At 41.5% G+C, this 24,308-nt stretch carries 16 protein-coding genes and 1 tRNA gene; 9 read left to right on the forward strand and 8 right to left on the reverse strand.

The features are described 5' to 3' along the window. Positions 1-262 precede the first annotated feature (262 nt). Both IQ244_RS18735 and IQ244_RS18740 read left to right on the forward strand, forming a co-directional pair. The gene (locus tag IQ244_RS18735) at positions 263-2,428 is read left to right on the forward strand and encodes a GumC family protein (protein WP_193896793.1); all 2,166 of its coding nucleotides are present in this window, start codon (positions 263-265) and stop codon (positions 2,426-2,428) included. Between the two features lie 205 nt (positions 2,429-2,633). Then, positions 2,634-3,779, forward strand: a complete 1,146-nt coding sequence (locus IQ244_RS18740; protein ID WP_193896795.1) for a SpoIID/LytB domain-containing protein — start codon at positions 2,634-2,636, stop codon at positions 3,777-3,779. A 209-nt stretch (positions 3,780-3,988) separates the two neighbouring features. On the opposite strand, the gene IQ244_RS18745 is transcribed toward IQ244_RS18740, so the two are convergent. Continuing rightward, a complete protein-coding gene (locus IQ244_RS18745) occupies positions 3,989-5,281 on the reverse strand; it encodes a hypothetical protein (protein WP_193896797.1) in 1,293 nt (430 codons plus the stop codon). A gap of 181 nt (positions 5,282-5,462) precedes the next feature. Between IQ244_RS18745 and IQ244_RS18750 the strand changes: the two genes are divergently transcribed. Then, complete coding sequence (locus tag IQ244_RS18750; protein ID WP_193896799.1) at positions 5,463-5,945, forward strand: hypothetical protein; 483 nt, start codon at positions 5,463-5,465, stop codon at positions 5,943-5,945. A gap of 45 nt (positions 5,946-5,990) precedes the next feature. Here the strand turns inward: IQ244_RS18750 and IQ244_RS18755 are convergent, their stop codons facing one another. From IQ244_RS18755 to ilvN, 5 genes are all read right to left on the reverse strand, one after another. Beyond that, the gene (locus tag IQ244_RS18755; protein ID WP_193896801.1) at positions 5,991-8,210 is read right to left on the reverse strand and encodes a GumC family protein; all 2,220 of its coding nucleotides are present in this window, start codon (positions 8,208-8,210) and stop codon (positions 5,991-5,993) included. A 647-nt stretch (positions 8,211-8,857) separates the two neighbouring features. Further along, positions 8,858-8,929 (reverse strand) — tRNA-Gln (locus IQ244_RS18760). A 226-nt stretch (positions 8,930-9,155) separates the two neighbouring features. Beyond that, a complete protein-coding gene (locus tag IQ244_RS18765; RefSeq protein WP_193896803.1) occupies positions 9,156-10,559 on the reverse strand; it encodes a hypothetical protein in 1,404 nt (467 codons plus the stop codon). Positions 10,560-10,699: 140 nt separating this feature from the next. Beyond that, positions 10,700-11,056 (reverse strand): hypothetical protein, encoded by a 357-nt coding sequence (locus IQ244_RS18770; RefSeq protein ID WP_228059009.1) that lies wholly within the window; start codon positions 11,054-11,056, stop codon positions 10,700-10,702. An 811-nt stretch (positions 11,057-11,867) separates the two neighbouring features. Continuing rightward, entirely contained in the window at positions 11,868-12,386 is a 519-nt protein-coding gene (gene ilvN / locus IQ244_RS18775) for an acetolactate synthase small subunit (protein ID WP_193896862.1), read from the reverse strand. Positions 12,387-12,659: 273 nt separating this feature from the next. Between ilvN and IQ244_RS18780 the strand changes: the two genes are divergently transcribed. Then, positions 12,660-13,028: a BON domain-containing protein gene (locus IQ244_RS18780; protein ID WP_193896807.1), complete on the forward strand. Its 369-nt coding sequence runs from the start codon at positions 12,660-12,662 to the stop codon at positions 13,026-13,028. A 16-nt stretch (positions 13,029-13,044) separates the two neighbouring features. Here IQ244_RS18780 and IQ244_RS18785 read toward each other — a convergent pair whose 3' ends face one another. Beyond that, a complete protein-coding gene (locus tag IQ244_RS18785) occupies positions 13,045-13,965 on the reverse strand; it encodes an alpha/beta fold hydrolase (RefSeq protein WP_193896809.1) in 921 nt (306 codons plus the stop codon). Between the two features lie 431 nt (positions 13,966-14,396). Between IQ244_RS18785 and infC the strand changes: the two genes are divergently transcribed. The 3 genes from infC (at position 14,397) to IQ244_RS18800 (ending at position 20,955) form a co-directional block, all read left to right on the forward strand. Further along, complete coding sequence (gene infC / locus IQ244_RS18790; RefSeq protein ID WP_193896811.1) at positions 14,397-14,930, forward strand: translation initiation factor IF-3; 534 nt, start codon at positions 14,397-14,399, stop codon at positions 14,928-14,930. A gap of 203 nt (positions 14,931-15,133) precedes the next feature. Beyond that, positions 15,134-18,175, forward strand: coding sequence for an MFS transporter (locus IQ244_RS18795; RefSeq protein WP_193896813.1), 3,042 nt, complete (start codon positions 15,134-15,136; stop codon positions 18,173-18,175). Between the two features lie 200 nt (positions 18,176-18,375). Beyond that, positions 18,376-20,955 (forward strand): U32 family peptidase, encoded by a 2,580-nt coding sequence (locus IQ244_RS18800; RefSeq protein ID WP_193896815.1) that lies wholly within the window; start codon positions 18,376-18,378, stop codon positions 20,953-20,955. Positions 20,956-21,013: 58 nt separating this feature from the next. On the opposite strand, the gene IQ244_RS18805 is transcribed toward IQ244_RS18800, so the two are convergent. Continuing rightward, the gene (locus IQ244_RS18805; protein WP_193896817.1) at positions 21,014-21,436 is read right to left on the reverse strand and encodes a GNAT family N-acetyltransferase; all 423 of its coding nucleotides are present in this window, start codon (positions 21,434-21,436) and stop codon (positions 21,014-21,016) included. Between the two features lie 189 nt (positions 21,437-21,625). Here IQ244_RS18805 and IQ244_RS18810 point away from each other — a divergent pair, with 189 nt between their 5' ends. Next, positions 21,626-23,737, forward strand: a complete 2,112-nt coding sequence (locus IQ244_RS18810) for a TIGR00300 family protein (protein ID WP_193896819.1) — start codon at positions 21,626-21,628, stop codon at positions 23,735-23,737. 40 nt (positions 23,738-23,777) lie between these two features. Further along, a complete protein-coding gene (locus tag IQ244_RS18815) occupies positions 23,778-24,293 on the forward strand; it encodes a DUF2085 domain-containing protein (protein ID WP_193896821.1) in 516 nt (171 codons plus the stop codon). The last annotated feature ends 15 nt before the right edge of the window (positions 24,294-24,308 follow it).

Raw genomic sequence — 24,308 nt, forward strand, 5'->3', positions numbered from 1 at the left:
TGATTAGAATCTAATGAAGATTTTTCGAGAGTATTGACTATTTACCTTGAATTATTTACGCTCAAAAAATATTTGTATTGATCTGCTGTATTTCCAAGTATCAATTTAATGATACTTGTGATTCAAAAGATCTAAAGAATATACCGGATTAGATTTGGTCGAGTTATGAAATTTCTAAAATAAGTTTTGTGATTGCTAAAAATATTCCTGGATTTAATTCTAGTGAATTGTTTAACTAATTAAAAATTTCATAGAGGCTAAGATGATTTTTAAGCAACAGCAAATAATATTAAACAAAGTTAGTATTAAACAAGTATCTGCTATTTTGCGGCGGCGGCGCTTTTTAGTACTAGGTGTTTCTTGTGCAGTGATGTCAGTTGTTGGCTTAATTGCGCTAAATACAAAATCTAATTACCAAAGTTCTATGCAATTGCTTGTGAGTGCTGATTCCCATCCAGGAACCACAACCACTAATATTCTGAATGGAACTGATAGCGAACTTGGGAAATTTAATTTACCAGTTGTAGATTCCACAGCGCAGATGAACATGGTTTTAAACCCCAAACTCATAGAACAAGCTGTATCTTTACTGCGATCTGATTACCCAAATATTACAATAGAAGACATCAACGGAAAACAAGCTAAACTGACAGTAGCAAAGTTAGATGAAAGAATTATCGCTAATCATGTTCCGTCCCAAATATTGAAAATTTCTTTTAGGGATGACAATCCAGTTAAAACTAAGAAAGTACTGCAAGCACTACAACAAGTTTATCAAAATTATAATATTCAACAACAACAAGAACGTTTAAATAAAGGTCTAGCTTTTATTAATGTTCGCATACCTCATCTAAAAAAGGAGTTGAATCAAGCAGAAAAAAACTTAGAGCATTTTCGTCGTAAATATAATCTGCTTGATCCAGAAGTACAAAGCAAAATTTTGATTGAATCTTTGGCTGAGGTGCAACAGCAACTACAAATAACTCGCGCCCAGATGCAAGATGTCCAAGCTCGCTATAATAACTTACAGCAAGAAATAGCTAGTTCATCTCATAAAGCCATAATTACGTCTCGGTTAAATCAATCAAGTAGCTACCAAACATTATTGAATGACTTTAAAAATACAGAATTAACTTTAGCCAAAGAACAAAAGCGCTATACCGATGAGTCACCTATCATAGGACAACTCAAAGAGCAACGCCAGAATCAGTTATGGCTCTTAAAAAGAGAAGTTAATCAATTATTAGGCAATATCAAACAACCTACTGCTGATCCAGCACAAACCGAAGGAGTTGATCCAAGATTATTACAAGAATTAGTTCAAGTTCAAACTACAGCTTTAGGACTATCTGCTAATGAAAAAAGTTTGGCAGACACAGAACAAAAGCTCCGCTTTGAATTCAGTAGGTATCCAAGTTTAATTGCTCAATATAACCGTTTATTACCAGAAGCCAAAGCTAAACGCCAACAACTTGAACAAATGCTTCAAGCGCAACAGTCTTTAGGATTAAAAATTGCCCAAGGGGGTTTAGAATGGCAGGTATTAGAAGAACCAAGTTTAGGCAAGCTAACAGGAATTAACAGATTATCACTGTTGTTAGGAGGTATGGTAGTTAGTCCAATTTTAGGAATTGCCATAGCTTTAAGTTGGGGAATGTTTACCCGCACTATTTACTCAACAAAAGAATTACAGCAATCGACAAATTTACGATTACTAGGTTCTGTGCCAAAACTAGCACCAAGAGGATTGCAAAAATGGCTACCGAACATTTCTGGAAATAAACAACGCCATCTAAATTCTGCTTTTGCAGAAACTGATAATTGGTTGCCATGCCATGAGACGTTAGATATCCTCTACCAAAATCTTCAAATATCTAAGCATCCTTTACCTTGCAAATCTTTGATGTTTACTTCAGCTTTATCTGGAGAAGGTAAGACTACTTTGTTATTAGGACTGGCGGCTAGTGCAGCGCGAATGCATCGCCGCATTCTTTTAATTGATGCGAACTTTCGCTATCCTAGCTTACATAAAATTCTGCAATTATCAAATGATTGGGGTTTATCCTTACTATTACTGGATGAAACAAATACCCACATTCATAATTATATCCAGCCTGTTCACCCGCTAATTGATGTTTTAACTGCTGGGCCTAAACCTGAAGATACAATCAGGTTACTCAGTTCTCAGCGAATGAAAGAACTGATCAAACGATTTGAGCAAACTTACGATTTAGTATTAGTTGATGCGCCGCCGATTTTAGGTACAGCCGATGCCAGAATTTTAGCTGGATATTGCCATGAAATTGCTATGGTAGGGCGTATGGGTCAGCTAACTCAAAATGATTTAATTCAAGCTCAAGAAATTTTGAGCCATTTAAATTTAATTGGGATTATCGCTAATGGCGTAAGAAGTCACCAACAGGTTTAATTTGGTCAATCCTCCGTCAATTTCTTTGCCTTCTTGTCGCCCATTTCTACTTTTTTCTTTGCCTCTTTTTCTAATCTCTACTAAAAATCCGATGCATAATTGATAGGAGACGGCAACCTCCTGTATTGGAGAACTGTCTCATCTTGAGTGGCAGATACCATAGTCCAAGGCATCAAGCAGATACTAGTGTGATTAGATGATCAGCATGAAATTCCAACTGTTTTTAGGCTCTTTATTTTCTCAGTTTAAATTCCGGCATTGGTGGATGGGTATCCTCTTGTGGATTGCTTTGGTTGCTCCAGCTCAAGCATCGGTAATTTTACGTGTGGCTATTGAGAGGGGAGTTAATCAAGTAAAGGTCGGTAGTTCTACATCTGCTTTAGTCAAAGATAGTACTGGGCGTACTTTGGGGCAATTACCTGCGATGAGTGCATATTATGCCCAAGCAATTTCTGGCGGAGTTGCGTTAGATAAGTGGCAATCTGGGTTATTTTGGATTGAACCCACAGGTAAAGGATTTGTTTACATTGGCGATCGCTGGTATCGTGGTAGAACTTTGGTTGTCCCCACAGAAAAAGGCTTAACGGCGGTTAACTGGGTTGATGCTGAAGAATACCTCTACAGCGTCCTAGGTGGCGAAATGGATACTAGTTGGCCCCAAGAAGCCCTCAAAGCCCAAGCGATCGCAGCGCGTACCTACGCCCTCTACGAACGGGAAAAACAACGCAATAATCCCATTTACGATTTAGGTGATAGTCCCGATCGCTGGCAAATTTATAAAGGAGTCGTTAGTGAATCTCCTTCTACTTATGCCGCGGTTGATGGTACGGCTGGACAGGTACTAACTTATAACAACAAAATTATTCTCTCTGTTTTCCATGCTTGTTCCGGTGGACATACCGAAAATGTGGAAGATGTCTGGGGAAATACTTTGCCTTACCTGCGGGCTGTTCAAGACTACGATCAAAATGTCAGCGAGTGTAATTGGGTGAAAACCTTCTCTCCGGCGGAAATTAGTGCCAGAATTTCTGGTGTCGGCAATGTCAAGGAAATAATTCCCGAACAGTACTCGCCTTTTCGGAGTGTTAAAACCTTAAAAATTGTTGGAGACAGAGGTACAAAAGTTCTCCAAGGTGAGGCAGTACGTACCGCGCTCAAATTGAAAAGTACCCGCTTTAATGTTAGTAAAAGTGCAGATGGTAGTTTTGTCCTGCAAGGTTTGGGCTTTGGTCATGGATTAGGAATGAGCCAATGGGGTGCATACAACTTAGCTCGACGCGGTATCAATCACTTACAAATTTTGGGTCATTATTATCAAGGTGTAGCTTTAACACCGATTAAAGCTAAGTGATAAAAAAGTTTGAAGTGTGAAGTCTAAAGGAATAAAATATGTAAGAATTCAGCACCCAGGAGTCAGAAGCCAGAATTTAGAAATATCTAGAGGATTAGCAAATTAATTCATCAAATATTTCTCTTGATTCTTTAAACCTTCTGACTCCTGAATTTTGACTCCTGAATACTTACGAAAATATATCCTTTAGACTTCATATTTGATTTTTCTTATTCTCCACTTTGTAGGCGCTTTTGCCATTCAGCTTCAATTTGGGCAGAATGCTCGATTTCTTGGTCTAATAAGTCGGTTTCGGTGGAGTAAACCAAATCTTTGTTGTCAATCACATTTTCTGCGGCAAATTGTTGAGCGTAGGCAATTTTTTGTTGTAAATTAGCATTTGGATTAGTTAATACTCTGGCGCGAGACAAGCGATCGCGATTACGTGCCACAATTTTTTGATTACGCCACTGAATCCAGAAATAACGTACTAGTGGTACACCCAAGAACCCTGTACCGTAAGCCAACAGAAGCCAATAAATTCCTTGGACAAAAGCGACTAATCCGCCTAATTGTGCCGCAACGATGCCATCTCTTAACAAATTTCCTAATACTAAAGCCCCAACAAAATTGAGAACTCCTAAGCCAGCACTCAACATAATTTGTCCAGAATCAGCCTGGCTAAAACGCCAAGGTAATTCTTCTAAGTAAACTGGTACTGATTGACGACCTTTATTGCTGGCTTTAACTTGTAATTCGGGAAAAGAATAAACTATTTGTCCCTCAGAACTAACTTTGGGTTGCCCGTTGAACCGGATCAATACAGGCAGCATATAATCTTCGTATTCTTGTGTATAGCCTGGGCCAAGGTCATCTAAATAAGGCGCAATTTGTTCTGCTACCACGGCACCACGTTGATTGCGAATTACCGTCGCTATTTCTTGCCAACGGCGTTCTTCTAATTTGGCATTAGGATTACCATCGCCAAACAAAAATGAAAACACCGCCTCAAAGAAATTCAACTCGTGGCCTTGACGGCTTTCCTGTCGCCTTTGCTGGTAGCGAGTCTCGTAATTAGGGCTAAAATACCAAAATAAATCTGGGAAAAACCAGAAACCGCCACCACGATAACTACTACCTCTATTGTCATTATCGCGATCGGAATTAGCCGCAGTAATAATAATAACGATGCTAATAGTAATTAAGGCGATTGAAAGAACTAAAAAGATGCCGAAAGAAATGCGAATTAAGTAGAAAAGAACTCGCCAAACCTTTTGCCACCATTCTCGCAAACGTAACTGCAAATATTTATTACGTAAAATTGCTCTAAAGTTCTGCGGAAACAGGTAAACAATGTCACCTGTTTCTGCAACTTGTAAATGCCCACCAGCATCGGCAGCTAAAGCTAATAACCCTTGCCCAGCCTCTGCAACATTTAATCCTGCTTGGGTCGCCACATCACCTATGGTAACTCGATAACCAAGTTGTTCCACAGCGTTCATGATAGTGGGATTGGGAGCCATTGCTCTCCCCTCCTGTTTAAATTGACTCTATCTGTATCTAGTATAAAGTTTTATTTTCAGTAGCTTGAGAGGCTGCTGATGAATTCCCTGTGGATTAACAAAATAAGTAAAATTAATACTGTATATATGTTAAAATCGTTTGCCTTGGTTTGGTTAACCAGCAAATTTTTTCTCCTCAAATATGGTTCAGTATACTCTCGCCCAAAGCCCAGAAATTATCCTTAATGTTCCTGGCAAAGATTCAGCTAAAGCCCGTGATAAAGCAATGGATCAGTTGATGGAACTGATGGATGCAGGTAAACTCCCTACGGAATTAGAAGAAGGATTTGGCCCTCAACAATTAATTGAAGTCAAGGAATCAACTATTGATACTGCTAATAACGGTGAGGATGCCATTACTCAAGCAGTTCAATTGTTAAGTAACTTGGCTACGCTGAAGTTGAAAGTGCAAGAATCACGCACTGAAGCATTAGAAATTCGCCAAGCTGTTGATGTGCTGTTTTCTGATAACTCTGTCACCGAAGAGGAAATTATTCGCCTGAAGGAAGGTTTTAAGGTTCTGAAAAATTTTGCCCAAGCAAATCTGCGTTACCAAGAAGCGCGAACAAAAGCAGAACAAGCTCGGAAAGTTTTAGATCAAGCTTTAAAATCGCCCGAAACGTAATAATTTAGTAGTCATGATTGAAAATCATGACTACTAAATTAGAATCTAACGTCTTCTGATCCCTCTAAAAACAGAGTTAGCTTGGTCGTCGTTATTTTCTGTTTCTACTTCGACTATTTCAGCACTGATACTCTTTTTGTAATATTGCTGATAGTAGTTATGAGAAACAGGTGTCGCATCTTTTGATTTGTTAGCGATCATCCCTAATAGGGGTGTACCGGATATTTGAATTTCTTCCAATACTTGCTGTAGGGCGGTACGCTGTAAATGGCCTAAGCCAGCTACCATCACAATACCATTAGTGTTAGATGCTAAGAGGTAAGCATCAGCAAATCCTAGTAGTGGTGGGGTGTCATAAATAACTAAATCGAAACTGCTTTGCAGCTCGTTCATTAAATCCTGCATTTTCTTAGAAGCCAGTAACCGTATGGAGTCTGGAGGTGTTGGCCCCGCAGTCATCACAAATAGGTTCTCTTCAATAGGCGATCGCTCAATCACATTTTCCCAATCTAGATCTTGGGCAATCACATCAGTCAAACCTTGAACATTCAATATCCCCAGGCGCTGATGTACGCTAGGACAACGGAGGTTAGAATCTACCAGCAAGACTCGTTGCCCCATTGCGGCGGCGGCTTGTGCTAAATGTACAGCCACAGTAGATTTCCCATCTCCCTGTCCGGCAGAACTAATTACCAAAGAGCGAATCTGATCGTCTGAACCCAACAGCAGAATATTGGTATAAAGAGAGCGGAAAATCTCAAAGAAAGAAGCGCGATTATTTTGTTGTAACCCTCTGGATAAATTGGATTGCGGTGCTGCTTCTAATTCTTTTCTTAGCGGCACAATCCCTAGTAATGGCAGCTTCGTACTGTTCTTCAACTCTTGAACAGTGTAGAAAATATTACTCAACTTATCGACAATTAAAGCTGCCCCTATACCCAACACTAATCCTAAAACACCACCAATTGCTAAGTTCAGTTTGGCATTGTTAGAAATCGCACTTGGTTTATTAACTGTAGCTAATTTTGGATCAAGTAAGCGCCAAGGCTGTTGTTTTTGGGCTTTTTCAATTTCTAAGGCTTGTTGTTTAGTCGTAAATTGAGTCAGACTGCTGTTGGCAATTCCTAATTCTTGTTGAATGTTGCTGTAATCACGACTCAGGGTGGCTAAATATCTTACGTCATTATTCAGATTTTTTATTTTGTCATATAAAAACTGATCGCGTGCTGAAACAGAACGAATTTGGCTTTGCAATTCTTTTTGCAGACGCATTTCCTCTCCAGCCAGCAAAGGAAGTAAATAAGCTTTTCTGTCTCTTAGCGTCAGCATTGCTGGATTTTCTTCACTATATATGGCTGACTTTTGGGCAATTTCAATATCAACTGCTTGAATCTGATCCAATATCCTTTGATAACGCCCATTTTCACTGAGTAAAGAATTACCCGCACGTTCGCCAGAACTTCGAGATAATTCCCTTTGCAAATCCTGATATCTTGCGACTAATTGTTCTAGTTGTAACCGATTCTCTATCCGCTGTTGTCGCAACCCAGCTAGTTGACCAGCTAATTCTTGCGCTCTCTGGGCTGGATCAATTAAATTATTTTCTACTTGTAAATTTCGGAGTTGATTTTGCCAATATTTCACCCGTGCTTCTATGGGTTTTCTTTGTTTATCAACAAACTCAATTGCTTGATCAACATCTAACTGACGTTCTTGTAAACTATACCCTAAATAAGCATCAGCTAGTAGCTTAGAAACATCACTGACTAATTTTGGGTCTGGGTGTGTATATTGGACAGTTAAAATATCTGGCGATTGTGAGCCGATACTTAAGCCAGCAGCTAACAAATTATAAGTAATGTATGGATATTTTGGCTTCAGCTTCTCCACAATCGGATCAAGTATGCGCGGACTACGTAAGACTTGAATAGTTGTATTACCACCGCCATCCCCTCTGGTTGACGAAGCTACGACTCTAGGGGTCGCATCTTCATCAGAAATGGTCTGGGGGACACTAGCTATAACTTTTGTCTCTCCAGTTACTTGCTTGGTTAAAATATCAAAGGAGCCTAAATATACTGGAGGATCAGTTTCTGCCTTTAACACCGCTACTGTAGCTACTAAAGCAGTGATCCCAGAAATTAACAATAATCGACGACGCAGAATAGCGAAAATCTGCCCTATGTGCAATTCATCGTCATCATTGTTGTTGAACTGAGCAGATTTAGCTTGTGACAGGTAAGGGTGTTTTTCTGACTTCAGCATAGTGATTGTAAATTAAACGACTGGGTTATGATGCAGAAAAGACTGCGATCTAAATTTTGGTGTAGATGCTTAGAATGCTTGTAAGTTACCTTGTCTGTTGCTATGCCCTGGCAAATTCGGCAATTGACTAGCTAACCAATACGTTAGACAATTTTCAGTACGCAGGTATTGTGGAAAACTTAGTCATACACTTATCATTATGGTTACAGTTTTACAAATACAGCTTAGTAAAGGGTAACGTAATACCAATACAGTAACATTGCGTAGCACAAATTTGTTAACTCTATTGAATAATCCTTGTTTGCTATACGAAATTTTTACTTAAACAGCAAGAAATTTTTAACTTCCTATCGGTGGAAGTTATGTATTAGATTAAATCAATTAAAAAAATCCAGAAGTCAGTAGTAAGAATCAATACTCAGACTATGCTCAGTACAAATTCAGCAACCATTATTAGGGAATTCTGACCACATACATAATGGGATACTGCTAAATTTTTAATTTAGTGGGGGTCTTACACTCACTTCCTCATTCGCCACTGACACAGAATTCAACTCTGAATTTGGGTAGTTATATATTCTGGGGAAAAAAGCTAAGTTATAAATTCTCAAAAAAAAAGGTAGATTAGTTATCTACCTTTTTCAATACTGGGGCGCTAGGATTCGAACCTAGGGATGGCGGGACCAAAACCCGCTGCCTTACCACTTGGCTACGCCCCATCGCTTCACCTCTGTTAATATAGCAGTCCTTGGTAGGTTAGTGTCAAGTACTTTGATAGTAAATTTTGGAAAGACATGAAGATGCCATAGCAGTAGTCACTTAAGTGAGAAAAGTGTTAATTGTCGAAAGCTGTGTAGATATAGTGTTGATATTTAGCACTTTGCTATATTAACTCCATATCACATAGAATTTATGGCTAGGGATGGTTTTAGGCATTTTTAGTAGTTATTTAACACGGTCTGCTGGAGGAAAACTGTACCAGCTATACCAGTGACGCACAGCTAACCAAATAGCTGAAAGTAAACTAGCTCCACTCAAAGTCAGGCCACTAAATGGAACCAATAATCCAAACACTGGTAGCACAGCCCCAGCAATAGAACAGATAATCACAGCAAAAGAAGAACTACGATTTGCACCTAACCCCCAACTTAATGTCAGAAAAATGAGGGAAATCATTGTCCAGGCTAATTCAGCATTCAAGAAGCGAGCCAGGTAAGTCAAAGTCAAAATACACGCAAAGAACATACCAGATGCGATCGCTACATTTTTCAAACTCATTGGGACTGACAAATACAGTAGCAATATCCACCAGAGAAATAATGCTGGTGCTAGTAATAACAACCGAGGTATGATCCCCATGTTACGGATAGGTGCAGTGTTGGTAAAAACTCCAAAGGGATTTTTGACAGAAACATTGTCATTAAATATCCAAGTATATTGAGTGCTGCGGCCATCAGCTTTAATTTCGTTAGGAATAATACCACTAGCAAAATCAACAGGTGCAAAGTTAGCTGTGGCTGTCAGACGGAAATTACTCAGGATTTGTCCCGCAGCATTATAAACCCAGCGCGACCCTGCTTGCGCTTGATAGGTGACACGAAAGGTGGCTGTTTCTCCGGGTTGTAAACTAAAGGGAAACCCATAGTCTCCGGGATTGAGAAGTTCGAGTCGAGTTCCTGAACGTTCGACTTTGTAGTTAGCCAGCAGTGAGTAGCCATCGGGTGGTGATGCTTCAAAGAAAAAACGCTGCACATCCTTGAGCCGATTGACGACTTTGTAATCTGCACTGTAATCTATGCGATAAATGGCACTGCGACCTTGAATATCGGTGGTTTGCTCCAGTTTTACCTGAATCTGCGATCCTGCTAAGGCGAGATAACGAGTAAGTTCGCGCGTATCATTGACTTTGACTATTTTGCCGTTGACTTGGTTGTTATAAGTGAATGGCTCTTGAATCACATAGCGAACTTGGGGTGCTGTCTGTTCTAATTTATCCCCAGCGACGGTTTGAGCAACTTGCACAACCTTTGCTTGTTCCCAGTGGTGATAGCGATTACCTAAAGTGGAAGAGAGAAAAAATCCGACCACCAACAGAGCTAATACCAGGGTGAGATGCTGTAATCCCCGTAAAATTTGGGAGTAACGCAAAACCCATTCACCAAGAAAAATCTCATTTTCTTCCTGATAGCGACGCAATGCGAAACTCATCAGTGCGATCGCTACACCCAAAGCTATAACCAAAAATACTAATAAAATTGAAGCTTTGAGTAATTGGTTCCCAAACTGGATTAGTTCTATTGGATGGGTCAGATCAGGTAATCCAGGAATACCTTGATTAGAAGAAGGCATGGATACTTTTTTTACATAATTTAAAAATTCAGACTGATGAAATCTCGCAAAAGTTTCGCCAACAATGTCTAAGTAGTTTACTGATGTACTGATTAACTAACTAGGCAGAAACTTTTCCCTAATCCATATTTCACAAATGCTTACTGATTACCTTCGTTGTTAGCTGTGTGACAAACAATTTCCATTGAGTTAGCTTCTGGGGTTCCAGGTTGAGGAGTAATTTCTTGATTGGTTTGCTTTTTACTAACTAATTTACCATCTGCACTATAGAGAGAAGATGTTTGCGAAAATAAACGACCTTCAGCACATGAAGCACGAAAAGTAGTTTTTGTGATGCCATTACCTTGTTTTTGCAAGATAGTATACTCACTTCCTTGCACAGATCCTGCATCTAAAATAATCGGATTACCATCATTATCAGAGCCTACTTGTACATGAAATGCTAAATGTTCATTAGTAGTTTGAGCTAAGGCTGTATTACCTACTAACAATGTCAATGCGACTACAACGCTACTAAAGCTCTTTAAAAACATATGCTTTAAATGTATCTATCGGACTATATATTCTTTTGTATTCATATTTCCTTAATTTTTGGTGCGGTAAAATCACTGGAAAATTTAATAATACAGATCTAGTTTTATGAAGAATTGCGCTGATTTTCACAATTAAATCTGCTTTTTTATTACATCTGAAGTTGAGTAAAGTTAAGTCTTTCTACGTAATTTTTGGCACAAAAAAAAACCGTAGGGGAACTTCTACGGTTTTTTATGTAGATTACTGAACTCTAACCCTATATGAAAAGCTGATATCTTACAACTTCAGCTCTTTACCTAATCTCTAATCTCTTGGGAAACAGTTTAACTGCTTTAAATTCATTCGTCATCATAGTCTTTACAGAACTAGCTTGGTGAAATCTTCATCTAGAAATACCGTAAATTTATATTGATTATGTGAAGTTTATGCTTTTAGAATTGAATATTTTAAGTATTAATACTGGAAAATATAAAATTAACTATACTTTTTTAACTGAAAAATATTTAAAAGTGTTAAAATAAGCACTAGTAGGCTGTGGGAAAAATTCCGTAAGCAGCTATGAAATCCACTTAATTATTGAAATTACTCGCGTAGACAGGGAACAGGAAAAGACGTAACAGAGGTGTACTGAGTTTTTTCTCCAAATCAAATATGATTCCTATATATAGATTTGCATAAAAAAACCCCGACGAATTGGCGGGGTAATAGTTGCGACAATTTTGTAGTAATTTCACTGCTTGAGATTCTCAGAACACAGCAAGGCGATCGCGTTGGCTAGACCTTTGCTTCCAAAGATTTGAGCAACTCAGTATTCACACCCGATTCACGAATCAAGGCGATTTTGCCAGTCCGGGCTATTTCCCTGAGACCAAACTTCTGTAGCACCTGCACAATCGCTACCATCTTTCCAGGGTCTCCCACCACTTCTAGAGTGAGGGAATCTTCTGCTACATCTACCACTCGCGCCCGGAAAATCTGAGCTAGTTCAATTACTTCTGAGCGGTTACTGCTAGTAGCATTCACCTTCAAAAGCATTAACTCTCGCTCAACACAGGGAGTTTCGGTAATATCCTGAACTTTGAGGACGTTAACCAGCTTATATAGTTGTTTGGTGATTTGCTCGATTATGCGATCGTCACCAGCTACAACCATCGTAATGCGGGAAACTCCTCCCTGTTCAGCTTGGCCAACAGCAAGGCTTTCTATGTTATAGCCACGACGGGCAAACAAACTAGAAATGCGGGAAAGAACACCCGCTTCGTCTTCTACCAGAACAGAAAGGGTATGTTTCATCTTTGCCAACACAGGCTCAGGTAGCATATTACTAACGCAAACACTAGTTAAGGGCTACCTTACACGTACTGTAAATTAAATGTTTTGATAAGTGTGATTTTCTATTTTAAACTTATAGCTGCACTCATTACACTCTCTACCAAAAGTTCTAGAAAAATCATACCGAAAGCAGTAAACTTCATCAGTGCAGATCTTTTCCTTGACAGATGAAAAGGATCACCAAAAACCTTTATCTTCAAACTGTTATGGAATTTTCATGGGAGATCAGCGTTTATGAGTTGGTTAAAAAGATTATTCGGTTTAGAAAAACCACAAAATGCCCAAGTAAATCCCGCTCCACAAGCAGTACCGCAAGCAGCTAATACTGCGCCTGCGTCTACAGCAACTCAATCTATCCCCCCAGAAAGGATCGGATTGAATGGGGAATATGATCAAAGTGGTTTAGCCAAGCGAGTAGCTTTGGCCTTTGATCAAGATCAGCAGCTTGATGATGTAGATACACTGTGGGTGGCTCAGACCGGTGGTACTGTAGTACTTAAAGGCAAAGTTCCCAGTCAGGAAATTCTCAACAAGATGGTTTCTGTAGCCCGCTCTGTGAATGGTGCTACAGCAGTGGATACCGCCCAAGTACAAATAGGGTAGATATACAATTCTGATTTTATTGGGGGCGATCGCCAAAACAGCGCACCATCCAATCTAAAATGGCTTGGTTAACTTGATCTGGACACTCATCATGAGGACAATGCCCGACATTCTCTAGGTTGAGTAGTTCTAATTTTTCGTTGTATTGGGCAAATCGAGTAGCCAATATAGGCGGCACAAATCGGTCTTTTTGTCCCCAAATTAACAGTATGGGAATTGTTAATTTGGGCAATACAGCTTTGACACTAGGACTAAAATTCACACCGATCGCCGCTTTAAATAAGGCACTAAAAGCCCGCGCCGAGCCTCGGTCTTGGGGAGGGCCAGCCAAAATTTCTATCAGTTCATCGGTAATAGCTTCAGGATTTGCATAAGCCAAACTCGCCCAGCGCCTTAAGACGCTGGGTTGACGCACAAACTTAAACACTGGCTGCAATACCAACGGGGAAGCCACAATATTTTTGATAGTTTTGACAATTGGTCGCAAGGGAGCAGGTATCGCTTCTTGTTCTAATGATGGGTCAGGCAAACTCATCATCACAATACCTTGCACCATATCAGGATGAGCCGCCGCCGCCGCTAAGGAAATCAATGACCCATTAGAATTGCCAATTAATACAGCGGGTTGGCGAATAAATGCTCGCCAGAATTCGTACACCTGCTCCACCCATAGTTCAATGCTGTAATTTGCTGGGGCTTTTTCGGAAGCGCCAAAACCCAGCATATCTAGGGCATAAACTGTATGATATTCACCCAAAACTTCTAAGTTATGCCGCCAATGCCCAATAGAAGCACCAAACCCGTGGAGCAAAATTAAGGGCGTTGAGTTATGATAATTTGCACTAGGGCGGATGTAGGTATAACGAGTCTGCCAGCCGCGCCAAACCCAGTCCCTTTGATTGCCAACTCGTTGCTGCCAGTGTAACGTTGTGGTCAAGCTTACCTCCAATGCCCAAGGATTTGCATAATATATTCCAATATAAAAGCTGCAACTAAAGTCTGAAGTCTAAACTTTTCCACCTAAACTTTCTGGACAATGATTTTGTGGAACTCAAGCTTTAGGTTTTCTTTACCCATTACCTGTCTGGGCAAATCAGGTCAGAAATCACAGCTAATTCCTATAGCAAAGAATTGTTACAATGCGTAATGCTGCGCCTGGTTGTGTAATGTAAATTAACTATTGCAAAGAAATTCTCTTCATTATGAGTAAAATGACAAATACTAGCTATTGGTAACTAAGGTCTAGATTAGTTACTCTAGAATCAGATACTCATAACATTAAGTCCTCAGTTATTTAAGTATTGTGCTTCTGAGGCATCCTAAGCAAAATCAAACTATATTCTAAAAAGAGAGTTGCCACAAATCATAATGCCTGTGATTGAAAAAAAGAGAACTCGCGATCTGCCCCAAATTAACGAACGCATCCGCTTCCCGAAAATTAGAGTCATTGACACTGATGGCTCCCAACTAGGGATTATTACCCCTCAGGAAGCACTGCAACTAGCAGAAGAAAAAGAGCTAGATTTGGTGCTGCTGAGTGATAAGGCTGACCCGCCAGTTTGCCGAATTATGGACTACGGGAAATACAAATTTGAACAGGAGAAGAAGGCGCGGGAAGCCCGGAAAAAGCAGCATACGGCTGATGTCAAAGAAGTCAAGATGCGCTACAAAATCGAAGAACACGACTATAACGTGCGTGTGAAACAAGCAGAGCGCTTCTTGAAAGACGGTGATAAAGTCAAAGCTACTGTCATGTTTCGGGGTCGAGAAATTCAACACAGTGACTTAGCAGAACATTTGCTCAAGCGCATGGCGACAGATCTTGAACCCTTTGGAGAAGTGCAACAGGCACCGAAAAAAGAGGGGAGAAATATGATGATGCTGATTTCGCCCAAAAAGTAAGCTTTAACTTTTCTCAACACAACGCATAGTTCACAGCTAGAAATAGCACAGCGGCCATAAATCGCAGAAGTTTATCAAAAACTGATAGTCCTGAGAGCTGAGTGGGAAACATAATACTCAGTTGCTCAGGACTCTTGCTTTTTAAGTGCTGAGTGCTATTTTTGCTCAAACTGTTGCAGGGTGATATCAGAAAGTTAAACTGCATGGAACTGAAAAATTACTCGTTGGTTGTCAATAAAGGTGTTCTCTCACGATTGCTACAGTGGGTAAATCTGCGACCAGAGGAAGGTGAACGTACTTGGATTATGTTTGCCTTTTATACAACTGTATCTATCGGGTTGCGATGGGCAGAAGATAGTACAGTAGCACTGTTTTTAGATCAATATGGGGCTGGCCCGTTGCCTTGGATGTACATTGCTAGTGCTGTAACAGGTGCAGGGCTGGTTTTTGTGTATTCTTGGCTGCAAAAGATTTTTCCTTTGCGTTGGGTAGTGGTGGCGATCGCACCTTGTATGGTTGTGCCACTCATATTCTTGGTATTATTGCGTGAGGGATTACATCTTTCCTACATAGCAGTGATTTTGGTATTTATCCTCCGACTGTGGGTAGATGGACTCTATGTAGTTAACGACCTTAACACTTCAATTATTGCCAATCAAATATTTAACATCCGGGAAATTAAACGCACATACCCATTAGTTAGCAGTGGATTATTAGTAGCGGATGTGATCAGCGGTTTTAGTTTGCCGTGGATTTTGCAATTTGTCAAACTTGAGAAAGTCATCCTGATTGCTTGTGTATTGATTGTTTTAGGGTCAGCAATCTTAGCTTATTTAAGCAATAAATATCGCGCGGCCTTTCCTGATGCACCACAAAGACAAATTCCCCATGAACAGGCTTCTCGATATCGGCGGATTCAAGCGCCACTGCGTCGTTATACATGGCAGTTATTTGCGTTTGTTGGGCTTTTACAAGTTATTGGATTATTAGTCGATTTTCAATATCTCCGCGAACTAAAATCTAATTTAGGCGATCGCGACCTTGCTAGTTTTTTAGGTATATTTGGCGGGATTGTCGGGCTGTGTGAGTTAGCAACTCAATGGTTTGTTTCCAGTCGGCTCATTGAACGAATTGGGGTGTTTTTCACCGCCGCGCTGTTACCCATTAGTGTTGGTTTTGTTGTCCCAGCGGCGATCGCTTTATTAAATTTATTCCCCGCTTTGCATTCTTATGGCATTTTTTGGGGATTAGTCGGGTTAAAATTTTGTGATGAATTGCTGCGCTACACCTTTGTTGTTAGTAGTGGGCCAGTGCTTTATCAACCCATTCCCGAACGGCTCCGCAGCCACATGCAAGCATTATCTGGCGGAACAGCCGAAGCGATCGCGACAGGCGGGTCTGGATTACTGATTTTGGCGACTTTGTTTGTTTGTAACCGAATTGTTCCCACAGCATTACAAGAATGGGTCTTTGTGGGCGAAACCGTATTGGCGGCTGCTACCTGTTTAAGAGTTGTTTGGGTACTGCGATCGCGTTATGTTGACTTGTTAGTTTTGAGTGCGGAACGGGGAGAATTAAGTGCTTCTACCGTCGGCTTGCGTGTCTTTAAACAGGGGGTAGTCAAAGCTTTAGGGGAAAAAGGCAGTACCGCCGATAAACACTCTTGTATTGAACTTTTAGCCCAAATTGATTCGCATGGAGCCGCCGAAGTTTTAGCCCCGTTGTTGCTGAAGTTACCACCAGAATTACAGCGCCAAAGTTTGGAAGTCATGTTTATGGGCGGCGCAAATCCTGCTTATATCTCAGATGTGCGCCGATTAATTGAACAACCCCCAGAAAAAATTGATCCAGAAGTATTAGCTTTAGCATTACGCTACGTTTGGCTGGCTGAAGAAAATCCTAATTTGAGTCAATTAGAAGAATATTTGCAAGCACGACACCATTCTTTAATTCGCGCCACCGCCGCCGCTTTGATTTTGCGTCAGGGAACGCCAATACAAAAAGTAGCAGCTACCAAAACTCTGCAAAGGATGTTGACTCATCAACAAGAACGAGAACGCATTAATGGAGTTAAAGCTTTAAGAGAAACCGTATACCTCCAAGCACTGCGAATTCATATCCCAAATTTGTTGCAAGATGAATCTTTGCGTGTACGTTGCGCTGTCTTGGAAATGATTGCAGCAACTCGTTTAGAAGATTATTATTCAGCCTTGATTGCTGCACTTTACTATAAATCAACCCGCAGCACGGCGATGCGTGCCTTAGCCAAACTGGAGAATGAAGCTCTTGATATGCTGTTGCAGTTGGCTACCAATACTTATAAGCCAGAAATAGTACGGATGTATGCGTGGCGGACTATTGCCCAAATTCCTACCCTGGAAGCGATTGAAGCTCTCTGGCTACACTTAGAAAAATCTTGGGGTGCGACTAGATATCAAATTCTGCGTAGTTTACTCAAAGTGCAGAAACAACCAGAAACCAGCAATCGAGTAGATCGCTTTCATCAAACTAGGGTAGAAAGTTTAATTGAGCAAGAATTAAAGTTTTTAGGCGAAATTTACGCAGCTTATATTGACTTGCAAAAACCACCAACTCTAGACAATCATTCTTCATCCCAAAGAGCAGTGGTTGTCTGCGAATTGTTGCAACGATCTCTGCTAGAACTAGAAATAGATGGACGAGAACGGTTACTTTTGCTATTGAAGCTGCTGTATTCACCCGAAAAAATGCAAGCAGCCGCCTTTAACTTGCGATCGCCCTCTGGAACAAACATCGCCAGGGGTTTAGAAATTTTAGAGCATACAGTCACTCTGCCTGTAAAATCTCTGTTGTTGAATATTTTAGACAAGCGATCGCACCAAGAAAAACTGCATTATTTAGTCGAAGCTGAATTAGTCGAATATCAACCAAAGCCAGTCAGTGAAAGATTAAAGAGAATGCTGAGTTTAGATAATTTCCTGTCTGATTGGTGTTTAGCCTGCTGTTTTCATCTGGCGCAAATTAGCCGTATCCGCCTAACTAGTCACGAAATTTTACTAGCTTTACGTCATCCTACAGGCTTTGTGCGAGAAGCTGCGATCGCCTATTTAAATGCAGTTTCTCATCGGGTGCTTTTAGAACTCCTGCCAAAATTACAACAAGATACACATCCATTAGTAGCCACCCAAGTCAAAGAATTAATGAGAAAATACGCGCCTCGCCGTCCCTCGGCTAGTAACAAGGATGCGACTGTAATGAGAAATTGAGCAATTTCCGTAACAATATGATTAGCCTGGGTGGTGCGCCAAGCCCAGCACATATATTTGACTTTATCATCGCTACTGCTAGATTTTGCCGCAGGATAAACACTGGCTAACCCACCAAATGCCTGACAATCTGCGGATCTATCGCTGCGAGTTTTTATTGATAGAATCGCTATGGTGATATTTAAATCTATCTCAGCCTGATGAAAAGCGATCGCACACACAACCCACAAACTTCTTTTCAACGTCCTGAACTACTTGCGCCAGCAGGTAACTGGGAATGTGCTAAAGCTGCCGTCGAAAATGGGGCTGATGCGATTTATTTTGGGTTGGATAGATTTAACGCCAGAATGCGGGCGCAAAATTTTACAGAAGCAGATTTACCACAATTGATGGAGTTTTTACACCTGCGGGGTGTAAAGGGCTATGTTACTGTAAATACCCTCGTTTTTCCGCAAGAATTAGCCGCAGCCCAGCAATATCTCCGCACCATTATTGCGGCTGGCGTAGATGCGGTGATTGTGCAAGATGTCGGGATTTGTCGTCTGATTCGTCACCTCTCGCCAGATTTTCCTATCCACGCTTCCACGCAGATGACTATCACCAGCGCGGCTGGGGTAGAATTTGCTAAATCTCTCGGTTGTCAGTTGGTGGTTTTGGCGCGGGAATGTTCTATTCAAGAAATTCAGAAAATTCAACAAGCCACAACTTTACCATTAGAAGTTTTTGTTCACGGCGCTTTGTGTGTCGCCTATTCTGGTCAGTGTTTGACGAGTGAAGCTTTAGGTGGACGTTCGGCAAACCGGGGTGAATGCGCCCAAGCTTGTCGGATGCCTTATGATTTAATCGTTGATGGTGAAATTGTTGATTTGCAGGAACGCAAATATTTACTCAGTCCCCAAGATTTAGCAGGGTTAGAAGTATTACCCGATTTGGTGAAGGCTGGGGTAACTAGTTTGAAGATTGAAGGGCGGTTGAAAGCACCGGAATATGTTGCTAATGTCACCCGTGTTTATCGAGAAGCTTTAAATAAAGTGATGGCGGAGTTGGAAAGACCTAACCCCCTAACCCCCTGCCCTACGAGGGAAGGGGGAAATAAGACTCCCCTCTCCGCAGCGGAGAGGGTTTGGGGGAGAGGTCAAGAACAATACAACTTAGAAATGGCGTTTTCTCGCGGACTTTACACTGGCTGGTTTAATGGAATTAATAATCAAGAATTAGTTCATGCGCGGTTTGGGAAGAAACGCGGGGTTTATTTGGGTGAAGTTACCCGCATTCGGAACGAACAGGTGACAATTAGCTTAGAAGCACCAGTCAAACCAGGAGACGGAATTGTGTTTGACTGCGGTCATCCAGAGGGTAAGGAAGAAGGCGGTCGAATTTATACAGTCACACCAAAAGGTCAGGAAGTAGTACTCACTTTTGGCAAAGATAACCTCAACTTCCGGCGGGTGCATATCGGTGATAAAGTTTGGAAAACCAGTGACCCAGAACTAGATAAACAACTGCGTCAGAGTTTTGCTGGTGAGAACCCCCAATTTCAGCGTCCGATATCGTTGGAAATTCATGGTGAAGTTGGGGAATTATTGAGTGCGATCGCCCGTGATGAACTGGGTAACATTGTCCAAGTAGAATCTGCGATCGCACTTGCTGAGGCGCACACTAAACCTTTAGATACAGACCGTTTACAAGAACAGTTCGGTCGTTTGGGTAACACTCCCTTTTGTTTAGGAACTTTAATCAATCATCTCAAAGGTGCTGTAATGGTTCCCGTGAGTGAGTTAAACCGAATGCGGCGAAAAATTGTCACCCAGTTAGAAGCTTTACGCAGTCAACCCAAACGCTGGGAATTACGTTCTAATATTTCCTTGCAAGACTTACTTCCTGCGGTATCTCCTCCATCTCCCACACCTCCCGCACTCATTGTTCTAGTACGCAACCTCAAGCAACTCCAAGCCGCCCTAAATACTGGTGTGGAAATTCTCTACTGTGAATTTGAAGACCCCCGCACTTACCGCCAAGCCGTACAACTAGTAGGGGCGAACGGCCGTTCGCCCCTCCCTCAGATATGGGTTGCACCTCCTCGCATTACCAAACCTGGAGAAAACTGGATTTTACAGCAAGTTCGGGCGGCAAATGCTGATGGGTATTTAGTACGGAATTATGATCAGTTACAATTTTTTGGTGCAGATAAATGTGTCGCTGATTTCTCTCTTAACGTTGCAAATGCGTTAACCGCAGATTACTTTCAGCAGCACTTTGGTTTAGAAAGACTCACCGCATCCTACGATTTAAATATTGCTCAATTAGAAGATTTGCTTACCAGTTGTCCACCCCAATGGTTTGAAGTGACAATTCATCAGCATATCCCCATGTTTCACATGGAACATTGTGTGTTTTGCGCTTTTCTTTCAGAGGGTATAGATTACACCAACTGTGGCAGACCTTGTGAGAAACATGAAGTCAAATTACGTGACCGTGTTGGTAGTGAACACGTCCTGCAAGCTGATGCAGGTTGTCGTAATACTGTATTTAATGGCACAGCCCAAACCGGAGCCGAATACGTACAGCGTCTCATAGAACTAGGGTTACGCCATTTCCGCATTGAATTTGTCAATGAAACACCAGAACAGGTGACAAAAACTATACAGCATTACCGTCAGCTACTCCAAGGTGAAATTTCTGGTTCGCAACTTTGGCGAGAGTTGAAGTTACAGAACCAGTTAGGTGTCACTCGCGGCCCCTTGGGGGTATCTAATGTTGGTAACGGAAGAAAGTTGTAATGCTGACTTTCAATGGACGAGAGTGGGAATTAAAATGCCCACCCTAATCAGCACTTTGCTATAGCTTTTTTGATAAAAAATACCGCTGATGACCAACAGGAAAATCTTCTAGAACACCAAAAATTTGATATCCGAGATGTTGATAAAAGCCCAAGGCTTGAAAACTGAAGGTATCTAGGTATACGTGTCCACAGCCGCGTTGTTTAGCTGTTTTTTCCGCTTCTAGCATCATTTTGCTGCCATATCCTTGGCCTCGCAATTTCTCAGATACCCAGAGATGCGAAATATACAGCCATTCCCAATTTGTTTGACCAACTAAACCAGCAACAATGGTACTATCAATATCCCGCACCCAAATAGCTAGAGGATCGTTTACATCTGGTTGTGTTTGACTATTGTTGTATTCCACCAGATGGCTGATGACAGTACGAATATCTTTTGCATTGGGTTGATCATCTACTGTAATTTTTAGATTTGTCATCTTAGTCATTTGCACTAAATGGCGCTAAAATAACACGGAATCGCACGGCCACAACGTTGTCTTTCCGATCATAAAATAGGAGCGAAGCCTCTGTAAATCCTTCAACTATCTCAAGGTAGAGGTTTTGTAGCGGATTTGACATTATATCCAGATTAGGCTTGTAGCATCTATAACGCTAGTAAGATTTTTATGAATTCCCGGATTCGCTTTTTAATGTGTCCTCCTGACCACTATGATGTGGACTATGTGATTAATCCTTGGATGGAAGGGAATATTCACAAATCCTCACGCGATCGCGCCGTCGAACAGTGGCAGGGTTTATATCAAGTTCTCAAAGAACACGCCATTGTAAATTTAGTCACACCCCAAAAAGGTTGGCCTGATTTAGTTTTTACAGCCAACGCGGGTTTAGTTCTCGGAGATAACGTAGTTTTAAGTCGGTTTTTACACAAAGAACGCCAGGGCGAAGAACCGTACTTCAAGCAATGGTTTGAAGAAAATGGTTATACAGTATATGAACTACCCAAAGATTTACCCTTTGAAGGCGCTGGCGATGCACTTCTAGATAGAGAAGGGCGTTGGTTATGGGCGGGTTATGGTTTCCGTTCCGAGTTAGATTCTCACCCCTATCTTGCCAAATGGCTGGATATTGAAGTGTTATCTCTGCGTTTAATTGATGAACGCTTCTATCATTTAGATACTTGCTTTTGTCCTTTAGCTAACGGCTATTTACTTTATTATCCTGGCGCGTTTGATTCTTACTCCAACCGCTTAATTGAAATGCGCGTCGCCGCAGAAAAGCGCATAGCCATAGCTGAAGCTGATGCAGTCAACTTCGCTTGTAATGCAGTGAATGTTGAAAGCATCGTGATTATGAATAAAGCCAGCGAAGCTTTAAAGTCGCGTTTGGCGGAAGTTGGTTTTCAAGTCCTGGAAACACAGTTAACCGAATTTCTCAAAGCTGGTGGTGCAGCTAAATGTCTCACATTACGGGTAACTGAACCAGTCCGAGATGAAGTTCATGCAAATGTTTCTGTCGAAAGTCGGATTATTCGTCTAGAAGGACATTTGCTAGATTCTGGTTTAATTAACCGCGCCTTAGATTTGATAGTTGATACAGGTGGAAGCTTCCAAGTCTTGAATTTCAACTTGGGAGAACAACGCCAAAGTACCTCGGCGGCTGAAGTGAAGGTATCTGCACCATCCCACGAGGTGATGGAAGAAATCATCTCCTTGTTGATTGATTTAGGTGCAGTAGACTTACCGCAAGATGAACGGGATGCCAAACTGGAACCTGTGATTATGGCGGGTGTAGCACCTGATGATTTCTACGTCAGTACAATTTATCCCACAGAGGTGCGAATTAATGGCCAATGGGTGAAGGTAGAAAATCAGCGGATGGATGGTGCGATCGCCATTATTCAAAATGCTAATGGTATAGTTGCACGGTGTAAAATTCTCCGTGATTTAGAAGTTGGCGAACAGGTAGTTGTAGACGTACTTGGTATTCGCACCATCCGCAAAACCGAATCGCGGGAACAACGCAACTCCCAAGAATTCAGCTTTATGTCGGCGGGTGTTTCCAGTGAACGCCGTGTTGAATTAGTCGTGGAACAAGTCGCTTGGGAATTACGTAAAATCCGCGATGCTGGCGGTAAAGTAGTTGTCACGGCTGGGCCTGTGGTGATTCATACAGGTGGCGGCGAACACCTCTCACAGCTGATTCGGGAAGGTTATGTGCAAGCCCTACTAGGCGGAAATGCGATCGCAGTCCACGACATCGAACAAAATCTCATGGGAACATCCCTCGGTGTAGACATGAAACGGGGTGTCGCCGTGCGGGGTGGACACCGCCATCACCTCAAGGTAATTAATAGCATCCGTCGTCATGGCAGCATTGCCAAGGCTGTCGAGGCGGGGGTAATTAAAAGCGGCGTGATGTATGAGTGCGTCCACAATAATGTGCCGTTTGTCCTGGCTGGTTCTATTCGAGATGATGGGCCTTTACCTGATACCCAAATGGACTTGATTAAAGCCCAGGAAGAATACGCCAAACATCTCGAAGGTGCGGAGATGATTTTGATGCTGTCATCCATGCTGCACTCAATTGGTGTGGGGAATATGACCCCGGCTGGTGTGAAAATGGTTTGTGTGGATATTAATCCAGCTGTGGTGACTAAACTGAGCGATCGCGGTTCGGTTGAATCAGTGGGTGTAGTTACAGATGTAGGGTTATTCCTGAGTTTGTTAATTCAACAGCTTGATAAGTTGACAAGTCCTTATCGTGCAGTGGTAGGTTAAGAAAATAACCGCAAAGAACGCAAAGGCGCAAAGAAAGGAAATGGCAAGAGTCGCTTTCACAAGAGAGTTGCAAGTTAATTGGGTGAGTTTCATTGCTGACTTTCTCCTGGCAGGAATGGTTTTTGGCCCGCCTGTTGCTCCTTTTCTCGCTGCGTCTGGAGTATGGTTACTTGGGGGTATTGCGGACATTATTTATTTCATGGGGAATCATGTGTGTCCGCAACCAGATATGGGCTTAGATTTAGCACCCCCATTTATCATGGCTGTTTGTATGCGGTGTTATGGCACTGTCACAGGTTTGTTGCTGACCCGTATGCTATATGCTGTAACTGGTGGTAAAGGTTCTTACTGGTTGAGTCAATATGGTTGGAATGGCGCTGCTTTTGCCAGTGTTTTCATGATGGTTTACCCGCTAGAATTAGCAGCGCAAATTTTTGGCTTGTGGGATTTTAATAATTATCTGGTTATACCTTTTGGGTTAGTTACTGGTTTGGCTTGGGGTTTGTTTACAATGCCGATTTTGCATGGTGGACAGCGTAGTCAGCTTGATGTTTGACATTGATCAAATATG

Origin of the sequence: Nostoc sp. LEGE 06077, assembly GCF_015207705.1 — a bacterium.
In the GTDB taxonomy this organism is placed as follows: Bacteria; Cyanobacteriota; Cyanobacteriia; order Cyanobacteriales; family Nostocaceae; genus Nostoc_B.